At 58.0% G+C, this 15,036-nt stretch carries 13 protein-coding genes; 7 read left to right on the forward strand and 6 right to left on the reverse strand.

Annotated elements, in window-relative coordinates:
- The first annotated feature begins 22 nt into the window (after positions 1 to 22).
- The 6 genes from RY113_RS15255 to RY113_RS15280 all read left to right on the forward strand — a co-directional run bounded on the left by RY113_RS15255 (position 23) and on the right by RY113_RS15280 (position 5,924).
- A complete protein-coding gene (locus RY113_RS15255; protein WP_110105504.1) occupies positions 23 to 472 on the forward strand; it encodes a MaoC family dehydratase N-terminal domain-containing protein in 450 nt (149 codons plus the stop codon).
- The gene (locus tag RY113_RS15260; protein ID WP_110105505.1) at positions 472 to 909 is read left to right on the forward strand and encodes a MaoC family dehydratase; all 438 of its coding nucleotides are present in this window, start codon (positions 472 to 474) and stop codon (positions 907 to 909) included. The genes RY113_RS15255 and RY113_RS15260 overlap by 1 nt, the downstream gene beginning before the upstream one ends.
- Positions 906 to 2,252, forward strand: coding sequence for an MFS transporter (locus RY113_RS15265; protein WP_315915247.1), 1,347 nt, complete (start codon positions 906 to 908; stop codon positions 2,250 to 2,252). Before RY113_RS15260 ends, RY113_RS15265 begins: the two co-directional genes overlap by 4 nt.
- A 6-nt stretch (positions 2,253 to 2,258) precedes the next feature.
- Positions 2,259 to 3,353 carry a UDP-N-acetylmuramate dehydrogenase gene (locus tag RY113_RS15270; RefSeq protein ID WP_315915248.1) on the forward strand — a complete coding sequence of 365 codons (1,095 nt, stop codon included), beginning with the start codon at positions 2,259 to 2,261 and terminating at the stop codon, positions 3,351 to 3,353.
- 174 nt (positions 3,354 to 3,527) lie between these two features.
- The gene (locus RY113_RS15275; RefSeq protein WP_110105508.1) at positions 3,528 to 4,652 is read left to right on the forward strand and encodes an acyl-CoA desaturase; all 1,125 of its coding nucleotides are present in this window, start codon (positions 3,528 to 3,530) and stop codon (positions 4,650 to 4,652) included.
- 129 nt (positions 4,653 to 4,781) lie between these two features.
- Positions 4,782 to 5,924 (forward strand): winged helix DNA-binding domain-containing protein, encoded by a 1,143-nt coding sequence (locus tag RY113_RS15280; RefSeq protein ID WP_315915249.1) that lies wholly within the window; start codon positions 4,782 to 4,784, stop codon positions 5,922 to 5,924.
- Between the two features lie 45 nt (positions 5,925 to 5,969).
- On the opposite strand, the gene asd is transcribed toward RY113_RS15280, so the two are convergent.
- The 6 genes from asd to RY113_RS15310 all read right to left on the reverse strand — a co-directional run bounded on the left by asd (position 5,970) and on the right by RY113_RS15310 (position 13,577).
- Positions 5,970 to 7,121 (reverse strand): aspartate-semialdehyde dehydrogenase, encoded by a 1,152-nt coding sequence (gene asd / locus RY113_RS15285; RefSeq protein ID WP_315915251.1) that lies wholly within the window; start codon positions 7,119 to 7,121, stop codon positions 5,970 to 5,972.
- Positions 7,122 to 7,323: 202 nt separating this feature from the next.
- Positions 7,324 to 9,456, reverse strand: coding sequence for a DUF4832 domain-containing protein (locus RY113_RS15290; protein WP_315915252.1), 2,133 nt, complete (start codon positions 9,454 to 9,456; stop codon positions 7,324 to 7,326).
- A gap of 104 nt (positions 9,457 to 9,560) precedes the next feature.
- A complete protein-coding gene (locus tag RY113_RS15295) occupies positions 9,561 to 10,328 on the reverse strand; it encodes an NAD(P)-dependent oxidoreductase (RefSeq protein ID WP_110105512.1) in 768 nt (255 codons plus the stop codon).
- Positions 10,329 to 10,347: 19 nt separating this feature from the next.
- Positions 10,348 to 11,292, reverse strand: a complete 945-nt coding sequence (locus RY113_RS15300) for a carbohydrate ABC transporter permease (protein WP_211315096.1) — start codon at positions 11,290 to 11,292, stop codon at positions 10,348 to 10,350.
- Positions 11,293 to 11,309: 17 nt separating this feature from the next.
- Positions 11,310 to 12,260 (reverse strand): carbohydrate ABC transporter permease, encoded by a 951-nt coding sequence (locus tag RY113_RS15305; protein ID WP_110105513.1) that lies wholly within the window; start codon positions 12,258 to 12,260, stop codon positions 11,310 to 11,312.
- Between the two features lie 3 nt (positions 12,261 to 12,263).
- Entirely contained in the window at positions 12,264 to 13,577 is a 1,314-nt protein-coding gene (locus tag RY113_RS15310) for an ABC transporter substrate-binding protein (protein ID WP_110105514.1), read from the reverse strand.
- 312 nt (positions 13,578 to 13,889) lie between these two features.
- Between RY113_RS15310 and dgoD the strand changes: the two genes are divergently transcribed.
- On the forward strand, positions 13,890 to 15,035 hold the full coding sequence (gene dgoD, locus RY113_RS15315) for a galactonate dehydratase (RefSeq protein WP_110105515.1): 1,146 nt from the start codon (positions 13,890 to 13,892) through the stop codon (positions 15,033 to 15,035).
- The last annotated feature ends 1 nt before the right edge of the window (position 15,036 follow it).

Genomic DNA, 15,036 nt, shown 5'->3' on the forward strand with positions numbered 1-15,036 from the left:
TGCGGGCTATACCCTTAAGATCATGACCATCAACCCAGAGCTGCAGGGCCGCAGCTATTCACTCGGTGAACCGTACAGCGTTGGCAGGGAGTCCATTCGGGACTTCGCCAGGGCCGTCAAAGCCACCAATTCAGCCCATTTTTTCGTGTCCGAAGCCCACACCCTGGGCTACGCGGATCTGGTTGCTCCTCCCACCTACGCCATTATTGTGGCCCAACGTGCCGATGCGCTGTTGATCAACGATCCCGATTCAGGGATTGATTTCTCCCGCGTGGTCCACGCCGAACAGCGTTTCACGCATCACCGCCCCATTGTGGCAGGAGATGAATTGCTGGCGGAACTGCATGTTGACGGCGTCCGTGCTATGGGTGGAGGAGCCATGATCACCACCCGTGCAGAAATTTCGACGGCGGACGGCGAATCCGTTGCCACCACCGTTTCAGCAATCCTGGTTCGCGGGGAGGAGCAGTAATGAGCGCAACAGTAAACTTTGCAGATCTTGCCGTGGGCGCCCAGATCGGCGCACGCTCCCTTGAGATCAGCCGTGCAGACTTGGTCAAGTACGCCGGCGCCTCGGGTGACTTCAACCCTATTCACTGGAACGAACGCTTTGCCCGTGCGGTAGAGCTGCCAGGTGTCATTGCCCACGGCATGTTCACTATGGGTGCGGCCGTGCAGTTGGTGACCGACTGGATCGGTGACCCGGGCGCCGTTCTCTCTTATGGGACGCGTTTCACCAAGCCTGTTCCCGTTGCGGACCTCGATGGTGCGCCAGGAGCTCAGGTGGAAATTGTTGGTGTGGTGGGCGCTCTGGATTCCGACGCCGGGACCGCACGCATTGATCTCACTGTCACCTTGGATGGCCAGAAAGTTCTCGTCAAAGCCCAAGCAGTGGTTCGGGTGGCGTGAGTCAGGTTTCCGCTTGGCGCAACGGTGTCATCACCGCCTACGCCGGTTCCGGGTTGGTCTTCGCCAGCTGGGTTTCACGCATTCCCGCCATCCGCGACGACCTTGGGCTGACCCCCGGGGAGATCGGGCTGATGCTGCTGTGCATGTCGCTGGGATCCTTTGTCTCAGTGGCGGTATCTGGCCTGGTGGTGCTGCGCCTGGGCTCAAAACTAACTTCACGTGTTGGCAGTATTATCCAAACCTTTGGTGTCATTGTCATGGGTCTCGGTGCCACGGTTTTTTCAGAAACACTCGTGGTGGGGATTGGGCTGGTGTTCGTGGGCCTGGGAACGGGCAGCTGGAACACGTCCTCCAACATTGAAGGTGCAGCTGTTGAGCGGGCCCTGGGCCGGCACATCATGCCGCGGCTGCACGGCTCCTTCAGCATCGGCACCGTGGTGGGAGCAGGGCTGGGTGCGCTGGCCGCGTCCATGCACGTTCCCGTGGGCCTTCACCTGTCAGTGATCTCCATTGCCGTGTGCATTGCAGTTTTGATCGGCACCAGCCACTACCAAGCGGACAGGCTGAATTCCTCCTCCGGCACGCTGGTTGAATTGGACAGCTCAGGAGCAGTTCCCGGCACCGGGCCCCTTCCCGTCATCACCGCCGGAACCACTGGAGCAGGAACATCTGGAACTGCCACAACAGGCAGTGCCGCCACAGCAGACCAGGCAAAAAAAGCAGCCGAGGCGAAAATGGCTGGCAAGGCGAAAATCGCCGCGGCCTGGCGTGACCCACGCACCTTGATGCTGGGCGCCCTTGTGCTGGGCCTTGGCCTGGCCGAAGGTGCTGCGGGGGACTGGGTGGCCCTGGCCATGGTTGACGGCTACGGGTCAACGGCCGCGATTGGTGCTGTTGGTTATGGCATCTTTGTGTCAGCTATGACGGTTGGTCGCTTTGCCGGAACAGTGGTTTTGGACAAGTACGGCCGGGTGATTGTGCTCCGAGTTGGCGCGGCATTGGCTGTTATTGGGTTGGGGTTATTTGTCTTTGCGCCAACCGCCGAGATTGCGCTGGGCGCCCTGGTGCTGTGGGGTCTTGGCTCCGCGTTGGGCTTCCCGGTAGCGATGTCTGCTGCCTCAGACGATCCAGCCCACGCCGCAGCCCGGGTGTCAGTGGTTTCCACTGTGGGCTACGGCGCCTTCCTCGGCGGCCCGCCGTTGTTGGGTCTGCTGGCAGAGCACGTGGGTGTTCTGCATTCGCTGCTGGCCGTGCTGGTGATGCTGGTGGTTGCGTTCTTCCTCACCCCCGTGGTGCGCCGGCCCAAGTACCTGGACGAGGTCAAGCTCCCCGCAGGGAGATAGTGTGGAATGGTGAATGCGCAAAAGACCCTCAGCTCCCTGACCACCCTTGACGTGGGCGGCCCCGCCCGCACCTTTGTTGTGGCCACCACTGAAGCGCAAATTATTGACGCCGTCCAAGCCGCGGATCACGCTGGTGAGCCGCTGCTCATTATTGGCGGCGGTTCCAACTTGGTGGTGGCGGATGAGGGGTTCGAAGGCACGGTGGTGAAGATCGCCAGCGAAGGTTATGTGGCTGATTCAGAGGATTCCTGCGGCGGCGCCTCGGTGGTTGTTCAGGCCGGGCACAACTGGGATGATTTTGTGCATCAAACCGTTTTGCACGCATGGAGCGGTCTTGAGGCGCTCTCTGGAATTCCTGGTAGCACTGGTGCCACTCCTGTTCAGAATGTGGGAGCCTACGGATGTGAGGTGGCCCAAACCATAGCCGCCGTGCGCACCTGGGACCGGGAGAACAACGCCGTGCGGACCTTCACCAATCATGAACTCAACTTCAGCTACCGGAACTCGCTCTTGAAGTCCGCCACCCTTAACGGTTCTCCTCGCTTTGTGGTCCTCACAGTGGAATTTCAGCTGCTTTTGGGCCGGATGAGTGCGCCCATCAAGTATGCCGAACTGGCCAAGCGCCTTGAGGTGGAGCCTGGCAAGCGCGCCAACTCCCTCGAGGTTCGCCGGACCGTGCTGACCCTGCGCGCTTCCAAGGGCATGGTCCTGGACGCGGCCGACCGTGATACCTACTCCACCGGTTCCTTCTTCACCAACCCCCAGGTCGCGCCGGAGCTGGCTGCCGCCCTGCCCGCCGACGCCCCTCGCTGGCCGGCCGGGGAGCTGGTAAAGCTCAGCGCGGCCTGGCTGATCGAACAGGCTGGGTTCTCCAAGGGCTACGGCCTTGCCGGTGAGCTGAACCTCGCTGACGGGAGGTACGACGCCGGGACCCCGCCTCGTGCTTCCCTCTCCAGTAAGCACACGCTCGCCATTACGAACCGTGGCGGGGCTCGCGCCGAGGACATTTTGATGATTGCGCGGACGGTGCGGGACGGCGTCGTGCGTAAATTTGGTATCACTTTAGTTCCCGAACCGGTGCTGGTGGGCTGCTCGCTTTAGCGCCCTGCGTGGGCGAGCCAGCCCATTCGTGCGCCCACCCCATACCCCAGTAGGGGGTTAAGACGGCTCCCTGGTGTGATGTGGACTGCGGCATATTTTCCTAGTGTTAATGGAAAGATTCAGCTTTTTCTATTGACACGGTGTTCCTTCGGGTAGGCCAGTGTAAGGAGCCTCATGACGTCGGCAACACTTGATAGCCCGGAAGTACTGGACGGACCCTCCACAGTGAAGGTTGCCAGAAAGCGGCCTGTGCGTGACCGCCACACCACGGACTTCATCAAGCTCACTGAAGAGGTGCGTGCTACCGGCCTCATGGCCCGCGATGTCACTTGGTATGTGACCCGCTTCATCCGTCAAGGTATTGGCTACCTGATGGTCCTGGCACTGTTCCTGACATTGGGTCAGAGCTGGTGGCAGATTCTCACAGCCGTGCTGTTGGGCTTCATGTGCACACACACTGCCTTCATCTCTCACGATGCCGCACACCGCCAGGTCTTCGCCTCGGCTAAGAGCAATGCCTGGCTGGCCCGTATTGCCGGGAACCTCTTTGTGGGCATGAGCTACGGCTGGTGGATGAACAAGCACGGCAAGCATCACTTGAACCCCAACAAGATCGGTGTTGACGGAGACATTGACCCCGGGGTTGTGGTGTTTGATCCCGAAAACGCAGCCAAGCGCACCGGCTTCGCCAAGTGGTTTGCCGCCCGTCAAGGGTACTTCCTCTTCCCGCTGCTGACACTCGTTGCCCTGGATCTGCACGTTGCCTCCATCAAGCGCGTGCTTGACCGCAGCGAGATTGTCCCGCAGCGCAAGGCGGAGATCGGCTTGCTGGCTATCCGCTTGGTCATCCTGCCTGCTCTCACCATTGCCTTCCTCGGTTGGGGAATCGGCTTGGCCTTCGTTGCAGTGCATGTCATGACTCTGGGCTTCTACATGGGTGCCTCCTTCGCCCCCAATCACAAGGGCATGCCGCTGGTTCCCAAAGACGTGAAGATTGACTTCATGCGCCGCCAGACCCTGATGAGCCGCAACATTTCAGGCGGCTGGTGGGTTGATGCCGGAATGGGCGGTTTGAATTACCAGATCGAACACCACCTTTTCCCCACCATGTCCTCCAGGAACTTGAAGGCAGTCCAGCCCATGGTCCGTGCCTACTGCGCCGAGCGAAACATCACGTACACCGAAACCACCTTGAGCCAGTCGTACATGATCGTGATGCGCTATCTGAACCGTGTGGGTCTGGGCCAGCGTGACCCCTTCGAATGCCCCATCACAGCGAACATGCGCACCTCCCGCTAGTCCCCAGCCGCTCCCACCCCTCGCAAGCTCACGGCGGGTCCCTCGCGGCTGTGGGCCCAAGCGCTCCCACCCCTCGCAAGCTCACGGCGGGTCCCTCGCGGCTGTGGGCCCAAGCCGTAGAGTGGGTGAATGGCCTCGAACGTCACACCCGCACAGATCGCTCGGCTGCGGCTCGCCGCCCAAGGAATTTTCACAACGTCCACCAGCCCCAGTCCGGGGCCGGTGGACGTTGTGCGTTCCCTGACAGCGCTCCAAGGTCAAGACTTCCAAGGAGCCCTGTGGTCCATTGGCCTGCGCTCACCCGCAAGTACCCGCGCCAGTGTGGAGGCCGCGTTCAACAGCGGCCAACTTGTTAGGTCCTGGCCGATGCGCGGCACCTTGCATGTGAGCGCCGCCGAGGACCTTGGCTGGATCCTCTCCCTGACGGCAGAACGCATGTACAAGAGCCTTGCCACCCGCCACCGCCAGCTGGACATTACTGCCTCGGACATCGCCCACGTGCGCGAGCTTGCCCTGGCGCTGCTGGAACGCTCAGGCGGAAAGGCCCCGCGCGAACAACTCCTAGCCGCGTTTGAACAGGCAGGGCAATATACCAAGGCCCAACGCGGCTATCACTTCCTGTTCGTGCTCTGCCTTGACGGAACCCTTGTCCAAGGGCCCATCAACCTGGGCGGCAATGGCAACGGACAGTACTTTGTCAGCGCAAAGCAATGGATTAGGAACCCGCGGGTACTGCCACGCGAGGCGGCACTTGCGGAGCTGGCCCTGCGATATTTCCGCGGCCATGGCCCGGCAACTATGAGGGATTTTCAGTGGTGGGCGAAGCTGACACTCAAGGACATCAACACCGCTCTGGAGCAGCTCAAGGATCAGCTGGTCACGATCGAATGCAACGGCACACGCTATTGGCTGGCGCCGGAAACTGCGGAGCTGCTGGGCGGTAAGGGGCTGCGGGGGAGCGTTCCGGGGGCGCGCTCAGTGCTGCTGCTTCCCGGCTTTGACGAGTACCTGATCGGTTACACGGACCGCAGTGCAGCCGTGGCCCCGCACCATGCGCCGCTAACTGTGCCGGGCAACAACGGGATGTTCAAGGCTACGGTGGTGGCCGGAGGGCAGGTCGCCGGAACCTGGCGCAAAGCGCAAAGTGCCCCCGAGAAACAAAGGCAACTGGCCGGCGTCGTGCTGCCGGAGCTTTTTGGAGAGTTGACACCAAACCAGCACAGGGCGCTGGCGACGTCAGCTGCGGCGTATGCCCGGTGGTTAAAGCCCTGAGCCTCCCCTGCGTGAATCACGGCGGGGAGGCCCAGCAAGCAGGAGTTAGAGCGTGCCGACGGCGATCTTCAGCATGCGGCGCAGCGGCTCGGCGGCACCCCAGAGGAGCTGGTCGCCCACGGTGAACGCGCTGATGTACTCGGGGCCCATCTCCATCTTGCGGATACGGCCTACCGGAATATCCAGCGTGCCGGAGGCGGCAACAGGGGTCAGATCAGCCATGGAAGCGTCCTTGGTATTCGGAACCACCTTGGCCCACTCGTTGTCGTTGCCTAACAAGGATTCAATTTCAGCCACTGAGAGGTCCTCGCGAAGCTTCAGAGTGAGAGCCTGCGAGTGAGAGCGCATGGCGCCGATCCTTACGCACAGGCCGTCCATGATGACCTTGTTCTCGGCAGTGGTGCCCAGGATCTTGTTGGTCTCAACCCCGGCCTTCCATTCTTCCTTGGACTGGCCATTGCCCAAATCAGCGTCAATCCAGGGAATCAGCGAGCCGGCCAGAGGGACACCGAACTGCGAGGAATCCACGCCCTCGCGCTGATGAGCCAGAACCTTACGGTCAATTTCCAAAATGGCCGAGGCCGGGTTGTCCAACTCGCTGGCAACCTCAGAGTTGAGCGTGCCGAACTGATTCAAGAGCTCGCGCATGTGGCGTGCGCCGCCGCCGGAGGCAGCCTGGTAGGTCATGGAGGTGCCCCATTCCACCAGGTTGTTCTTGAAGAGCCCACCGAGCCCCATGAGCATGCAGGAGACGGTGCAGTTGCCGCCCACGTAGTCCTTCACTCCAGAGGCCAACCCCGCATCGATGACGTCACGGTTGATGGGATCCAGCACAATGATCGAATCGTTGTTCATGCGCAGGGTGGACGCTGCATCCATCCAGAGCCCGTCCCAGCCGCGGTTGCGCAGTTCGGAGTGTACGCGGGAGGTGTAGTCCCCGCCCTGGGCGGTGACAATAATAGGAAGTTTGGCCAACGTATCAATATCAAAGGCGTCTTCTAGATTGCCGGAATCACCGGCACCGGTAATGGTGGGGGCCGAGCCGCCAGCATTAGAGGTGGAGAAGAAGACAGGGTTGATATCGCCGAAGTCGCCTTCGTCCTGCATGCGCTGCAACAGAACGGAACCGACCATGCCGCGCCAGCCAACCAGTCCGACGGACGGATTGCTGGCAGAAGAAACGTTGTTATTGGTCATGCCTCCCAGTTTAGGCGGGAGGGGCAAATCGGGTGAAGTCGGTGTCACCACGTGAACACGTTCAGGGCTGCGTTCCACCCTGCCAACAGCATGTGTCTTAAATACGGCTGGTGTTTGGCGCTGGGGTTTTAAACAGTGGGTGCGGGGGCTCAGAACAATTGTTCTGAGCCCCCGCACCCTGTTGACTAGGAGTAGCTACACATTAGTGGCTTGAGCTCCTGCGGCGGTTGAGCATGAACAGTGTGGCACCGGCTGCCAGCAACAGAGCTGCCAAGCCACCGATCCCCACGTTCTTAGCACCAGTGCTAGCCAGATCATCGCCACCCGTGGCGGGCGCCGTAGTACTGGCCGCCGTGGTGACATCCGTTGCAGGAGTAGTCACTGTGGCCGCTGTGATAATCAACGGTGCACTAACCTGCTGCAGCTCACCATCAAAACCCTTACCGTCAATGATGATCCGGTGACTTCCTACAGGAACATTCGCCGGCAACTGCACGCTCAGCCGCACAACACCCTGAGCATCAGCAGTAGCCGTGCCCAATATCAACGGCTCCGAATGCAGCGTGAACGTTGCACTACTACCGGGCAAGAAGTTCTCACCGGTAATGACAAGCCCACCACCGGCGGCAACAGAATCGGCACTGAGATCAATCCCCGGAGTTGCCGGTTCCTGAGACGGACTCTGGCTAGCGGTGGGGCTAACCGAAGCCGTTACACTCCCAGTAGCAGTAGCAGTAGCAGTAGCAGTAGCGCTTGCCGAAGCACTCGGTGTAGCAGTCGCGCTTGGGCTGGCAGTCTCTGTGGGAGTTGTGTCCGGGGCGGCTTCTAACACTGTGGTGCCGAGCTTATTCCAGCCGGTGGTGCTGGGAGCGCCAGTCAACGCTAATTTGATACCGGGAGCATTGTTGCGAGTTTTGTCCACAATTGCAATGGCGAAGTCATAGCTCCCAGCGGGGACGTCGGTGGGTGCAAAAACCGTGCTGGTTGGGTAACTAGTTCCCTTGATCCAAGAGCCAGGATTAACGTCAGACTGTATCTGGTAGACAGGTTCGCCAGTGACTTTATTCAGCAGCGCGTAGGAAACCTGGTACTTGTTATTCCACTGTGGGTTGTCGTTAGGCATCCGGCCCCAAGCCGTATTGGTCCAACTTGAGGAGACTGTGGCCTGGCGTGCGCCAAAGGGAAGAACTGAAGGCATGTTTACGGTGCCAGGTGCTAGACGGTAGCCGCCGTTGATGGCGAAGTCCTGCACCAAGTCAGGGTTGTCAACTACCCAAGTTTTCACGTCAGGCTCGTGGCGCAGATCCAAGTAGTTGGCGTGCAGTTGCTTGGCGTCGGCTACAACTCGCTCCAGCATGGGGCGGTAGGGCTTGGCTCCGGGGACCTTGAAGCTATCATCGCAGGAAGTCTCCCTGATAGTGAAGTTCTGGTAGCAGTTTTCCCCCACCAAAATGGTGTTCGGGAAGCGTGAAGAAATAGCATTTTTTTGATCCTGAGGGAACCACAGGGTGCTGCCCAAGCTATCGCGGCGCATGATGGATCCCTTGGCGATCTGCTGATCCAATTCTGTGTAGCTGAAGGCCGGAGCGAAGTTCAGCGCCAGTAGAACATGCGAGAAGGATTTGCGGTAGAGGTTACCCAACCATTGCAGGACCGGTTCGGCGCCAGCCGTGGGTCCAGCTTGGTAGTTGTGCATTTCTCCCCAATGCCCAATGGTGTTCGTATCGACAAAATCGACCTCTTCGGGATTATCAAAGCGTGCACCGAAGGCAGCCATGAAGTTCTCGAACTTGGCCCGGAAGATTGCATTGTTCGCATGCGGGGTTTTGAACGATGAATTTGAGGGGGCGCCGTAGCCTGTGGCTCCCGCATCGAAAACGAACTGGGGTGTTGCCTGTTGGTGGGTATCCTGGCTATCCACAAAAACTCGGAAAGCGAGGCGTTGGCCGTGGTCTTTGGCCTGCTTAATGAAGGATTTGAAGTTCTCGTCTACATCCCAAGCGTATTTCCCTTCCGCGGGTTCTAGACGTGACCACGGGATGCGCAGATATACCACGGAAGACGCAGCAGAGTTTGGTCCAACCTCGCCCCAAAATGCGTTGGCGTCTGCCAATGCGTGGTCAAACTCTTCGGCGTACGCCATCCAGCCCATACCCGGGTTGCGCAGGACGCTTGTCTCATCGCGTTCTGGAGTTAGTGCAGACATGGTGGCTGTTGCGGGGGGAGCTGTTGAGTCAGCCAGCGTCGATGGGACGGCTACAGCAGCCTGCATGAACGAGCACGATATCAGGACGGCTGTCAGTGCTCCAGCCGCCTTCAAAAAGGGACGTTTCATAATCTTCCTATCTGTTATATTTCAGGTGAACCACGCCGATTGAACCAAGAGTCACTGGAGCACCAGCTAAGGGAATCGCATCGCTTTCGCAACGGAGATATCTGTTAGGTAGTGGAGAAAAGTTGGCATGCAGTGGAGGCGGCCAGTGGCAGTTGGGTCGTGTCTACTTCCCAGCGATCCCGTGCCTCCCAACCAAGATCTTCAAGTGCGTTTTTGGTGTTCCAACGCTCCGTGGAATCAAGAGAGACGCCGTGGTAAATACCAAAGCCCGGGGATCGGTTCAGTGCTGCGTCGATCAGTGTCAAAAGATCTCCGGTGGAGAGCCACGTGTGAGCGTACTGCCGCTCTATCAAAGGCCAGCCGGTCAAACCAAGTCTGAGGCAGGAAACTGCGTCACCTTGTGCGTCTTGATGAAGGCGGGCCAAAGCCTCCACGGCGATTTTGCTTGCACCATAGGAGCAACAGGGACGTGGTGCATGGGCCGGATCAATGTGGTGAACTCCGTCCCGGTAGTCCAAACCGGTGGCATGAATGGAACTCGCAATCACCAGCTTCCGTACAGCAAATTCTCGTGCCGCGCTGAACAGATGGCTCATCATTGAGACGTTGCCAAACGCCTCCCCCACCGAGGCGGCAGGGGAGGCGTTGGCAGCCAGGTGGAGGATTGCGTGGCAACCCTCCACCGCAGACCGGGCGAAGTTTTGATCGGCGAGATCACCGACCACTACCTCGTCTTCTGTCTCAAAAATGGCCGGGTACGGATCGAGAACGGTTCTGGTGGTGATTCTGATCCGGTAGCTACGGCGCAATTGCTCTAGCAGTAGACGTCCCACCGTGCCATTTCCTCCAGTGAGGAGAAGAAGAGGTTTCAACGCTAAGGCTTCCTTTCGATTACTTGCTAATACCCACTGTCATTCCTTCAACAATGCGCCGGCCCAACCAAATGAACAGGGCCAGAACGGGGGTGACTACCATGACAATGCCAGCGAAGAGCCCGCCCCAATCGGCGCCATTGAATTGTGCCTGATCAAGGAAGGCCAACAGGGCGATCGGCAGTGTCCGGTTTTCTGACGTGGTCAGTAGTACCAGCGAGAACAAGGTTTCGTTCCAGCCGCTGATGACAGCCAGCATAAACGCGGTGACCAAACCAGAACGAGCCAAAGGAAGCACGATCTGGATAAAGGTGCGTATTCCGGAGGAGCCGTCAATAGCAGCGGCCTCCTCTATTTCTACTGGCAACGAACGGAAGAACCCAGCCAGCAGGAACACGGTAAAAGGAATACCGAGCCCCACCATCACTAGAATTAGCCCTTGAATACTGTTGATCATCTTCAGATGGGAGATGTCCTGAAACTTGGCCATCATGATATAGACAGGGACCAGCAGAACCTGACCGGGAACTCCCAGACCCAGCACAAACAGCAGGGTGAATGTGGAGGAGAGTTTACGGGTTGACTTGGCCAATACATATGCCGCGGGTGCGGCAATGGCAACCACCAGGAGCGAAGAAATTAAGGTGGCAATGACCGAGTTAATGGCGGCTGTGCCAAACCCCCCGGTATTCCATGCAGTGCTGTAGTTTTCCCAGAACGGGACCGCTGGTATACCCAGCGGGTCCCGAGCAATATCCCGCGTGTCACGTATGGAAGTGAGTACCATCCAGACCAGAAGGAAGATATTGAAAGCTACCAGCAGCCACACCACTGCCCTGCCCACGTAGCCGCCGAGGCTAATTCGGTCCTTCCGTGAGGACCTGCGCCGTGTGGGTGTCTTTGGAGTGTGGGAGGCCTTCGCCGTTTCAGTTCGAAGCGGGGGCTGAGTTATGACTTGGTTCACGAATTCAACCTTGCTTCCTAGATTTCAACGGCGTCGCGACGCAACATGCGGCGCAGCCCGATGGTGAGAACAGTGACGAGAACCAGGCTGACAATTGCTGATGCGGCAGAAATACCAAACTCACGATCGCCACCGCTGCCAAACGCCGCCTGGAAGACGTACAGGGCTGTTGACCAGGTGCTCGTGGGCGGTGGTTTTGCTGTGGAACCGCCGAAGACCAAAATCAGCTCAAAGACTTTCACTGAACTCATGGTCCACAAGACGGCACACACAGAAATAACATCCCAAGCAAGCGGAAGCGTCACGTGACGGAACTTGGTCCAAGGACCAGCGCCGTCCAGTCCGGCTGCCTCATAGTAATAGGCCGGGATTTGGTCCACAGCGGACATGATGATGGTGGTGAAGTAGCCGGTGGCACTCCAGATCATCACGATCATGATCATGTTGAATAGATTGTCTTGAGCCAGCCACTTGGGCGGATCCTGAACGCCTACCAGCAACAAGAGTTTGTTGACAGGGCCAGAAGGGCTGAAGAGGAAACCGGCAAAAATACCGAAGACCATGGCATTGATCAACGTAGGAAAGAACAAAACGCTGCGAACAAACTTCTTGCCCATCATGTCCCGCAGGATCATGGTTAGGCCAAAAGCGAAGACAAACGTCACGATTCCAACAATGAAGAGAATCTTCAAGGTGTTAATGATGGATCCAATGAAGACCGGATCCTTAGATAGCCGGATGTAGTTATCCAGGCCTACCCACTTGAGCTCGTTAATCCCATCCCATTCATTAAGGCTCAACCAGCCAGCAAAAATGATAGGAACGAGGTAAAACAAGATCATGAGGATCAGTGCTGGTGCCAACATTGGCCAGAACAGCCGTCGCCGGCTGCGTTCAATTGCGGACATGCCGGCACGTGGGCGTGCAGTGTTGCGCCCACGTGCCAGCGGAAGAACAGGGGTAGCCATCAGTTAGCCCTTGGCGTTCCAGTAGGCCACCATCGCGGACTTTGCTTCCTTGACATACTGCTCTGCTGTGAGCTTGCCCAAGAAGAGCTTCTCGAAGCTTGCGTTGAAGCCCTTGTCAGTGATGTCACCGGAGACTCCATCGTTGGGGAGCCTGGTGGGGTTCTCAGCCAGGATGGTGGCAACGTCCTTCAAAGTGGCGGGAGCTTCGACATCGGGGCGAGCAGAGAGGTTGTTCGCTACCGAGGAGATCTGGCCCATGCGGTCCTTGTTAGCGAAGTAGGCAATGAACTGCTTTGCTGCATCGGTGTTCTTGGCCTTCTTCGGCACTGCAAAGCCGAAGGCGATGGAGTCGTTAGCTGTAGAGGACGTTGCCGTAGTGGTGGGGAAGTTGAACGCGCCGTACTCAAAGCCTTCTGCGGCGTACTTTCCGGTTTCTGCCGGAGCCCAGCTACCCATCAGGTAGTAGAGGGCCTTGTTGGAAGCCCATGCGTTCTGCTGTTCAGGGTATTTGGAAGCGTCGTAACCCTTGATGATGTAGCCACTCTTGATGAGTTCTTCGATTTGCTTTGCAGTTTTCAGCACTGCGGGATCATCAAAGGATGCACCGGTCTTGTCTTCAACCAGCTTGGCGAAGGAACCGTCACCTGCATTGCGGTTCATCAGGTAATCAAACCAGTAGCTGTTGGCCCAGGTTGCGTCACCATCTGAAGCGATGCAGGCAATGTCAGCGGCTAGTGCTTTCTTGCAGTTATCCAGCAATTCGTCCCAAGTCTTGGGCGCGTCGGGAGCAACCTTGTTGGCCTTGTTGTAAAAGACTGACACGTTAGAAATGGTGTACGGCACCATGTAGGTTTTCACATCGCCACCATAGGTGGGCAGAACATCGAAGTACTTGGCCGGAATGACGTCGCCAACGGTTTTGCCGTCTTCGCCGGGGACGGACTCTTTGAGTACCGGGGCAAGATCTTCAAGCTGGTTTGTCTTTGCCAGGGTCGGGCCGAGGCCGTCGTAAGCCTGGTCAACAAGGTCTGGGACATCGTTGGAGAGCAGGCCGGCAGTGACTTTGTCCAAAACCTTGCGCCCTTGCCACTGAACGTTGACCTTGATCCCAGTGTCCTTCTGGAAAGCATCTAGGGAGGTCTTCAGGACCTCAGCCTGAGGCTCGGTCTCTGTCCACATGGACCAGTAGGTCATTGACTTCTCGCCGTCGCCACTGCTTACAGCGTCGGTGGTGGTGCATCCGGAAGCCGTGAAAGCGACTGAAGTTGCCAAGAGGGCGCCGGTGGCGAGTTTAAGCCAAGGCTTAATCTGAGTCATGGAGTGTCCTTCAAAGTAGTTGTGTGAGTCAGCCTCTGCAACATCGCTCGGCTTGTGCTGTGAGTATAGTCACAAGATACAGTAAGTTGTCAAATATAATTACACAGTTACAAAAGTGAATCCTCTTGTATGGATAACATCTCCCGAGGCGGTTACAATCACCATGTAAGTGTCAATTCTTTTGACAATTCTTGATCTGGTGAGCCCAGAATGCCACATTCTGTGCCCGCCAGTGAGGACTGGCCGCACAAACTGGCCGTGCGAACTGTCCGCGCGGGCAGGACAGAAGCTCTTCTGACTAAGGGAATATGCGTGAAGATTACTAAGATAGAGACCTTTCAAGTTCCCCCACGCTGGTTGTTTCTCAGGATGGAGACTGAGAGCGGATTGGTGGGGTGGGGTGAACCCATTGTTGAAGGGCGCGCCGAAACAGTTGCGGCGGCAGTGGCTGAGATGTCTGACTACCTCATTGGCGAGGACGCCTCCACTATCGAAGACCATTGGCAGGTCCTGACTAAGGGTGGCTTCTACAGGGGTGGGCCTGTTCTTTCCAGTGCGGTGGCGGGGATTGATCAGGCACTGTGGGATATCAAGGGCAAAGCCTTAGACGTCCCTATCTATGAATTGCTGGGTGGTCCCGTGCGAGAGAAGGTACGCATGTATACCTGGATTCAAGGTGCCAGTCCGGAGGAACTGGCCAATTCCACCCGTGAAGCCATGGCTGAGGGTTTCACAGCAGTGAAATTCTGCCCGGCTGGCAAGCTGGCCCCTCTTGATACGGCAGCGAGCATTCGCAAAATGGTGAAATCACTGGCCGCTGTGCGCGAAGCAGGTGGCGAGGAACTTGACATCGCTTTGGATTTCCACGGCAGGTTCAGCCCGGCCATGTCCCGCCGGGTGCTGCCCCTCATGGAAGAATATTTGCCCATTTTCGCCGAGGAAGTGCTGGTTCCGGAACTCTCAGGTGATTTGTCCCTTATTGCTCAAGGTACATCCATACCGTTGGCGGTTGGCGAACGCCTCTACTCCCGCTGGGACTTCAAAACCGTTTTGGGTAAAGGTGTCAGTGTGGTCCAGCCAGATTTGAGCCACGCTGGCGGTATCTCTGAAGTGCGCAGGATTGCAGCCATGGCGGAAGCATACGGTGTTCAATTGGCGCCGCACTGCCCGTTGGGCCCCATTGCGCTTGCCGCGAGCCTGCAGGTTGACATTGCCAGCCCGAATTTCCTGCTTCAAGAGCAGAGCAGGGGTTCCGGGTATCAGGAAGGCCCGGACCTTTTTGACTACCTAGAGGAGCCAGAGGTCTTCAATATGGGAACCGGTTACATTGCTCGGCCAGTAGCCCCCGGGCTGGGTATCGGAATTGATGAAGAAAAAGTCCGGCATGCCGCGTTGAACCCGCATCGCTGGCGCAACTCCATCTGGCGCCAAAATGACAACTCTTTCCTTGAGTGGTAAG

Source organism: Arthrobacter sp. lap29, assembly GCF_032458965.1.
In the GTDB taxonomy this organism is placed as follows: domain Bacteria; phylum Actinomycetota; class Actinomycetes; order Actinomycetales; family Micrococcaceae; genus Specibacter; species Specibacter psychrochitiniphilus.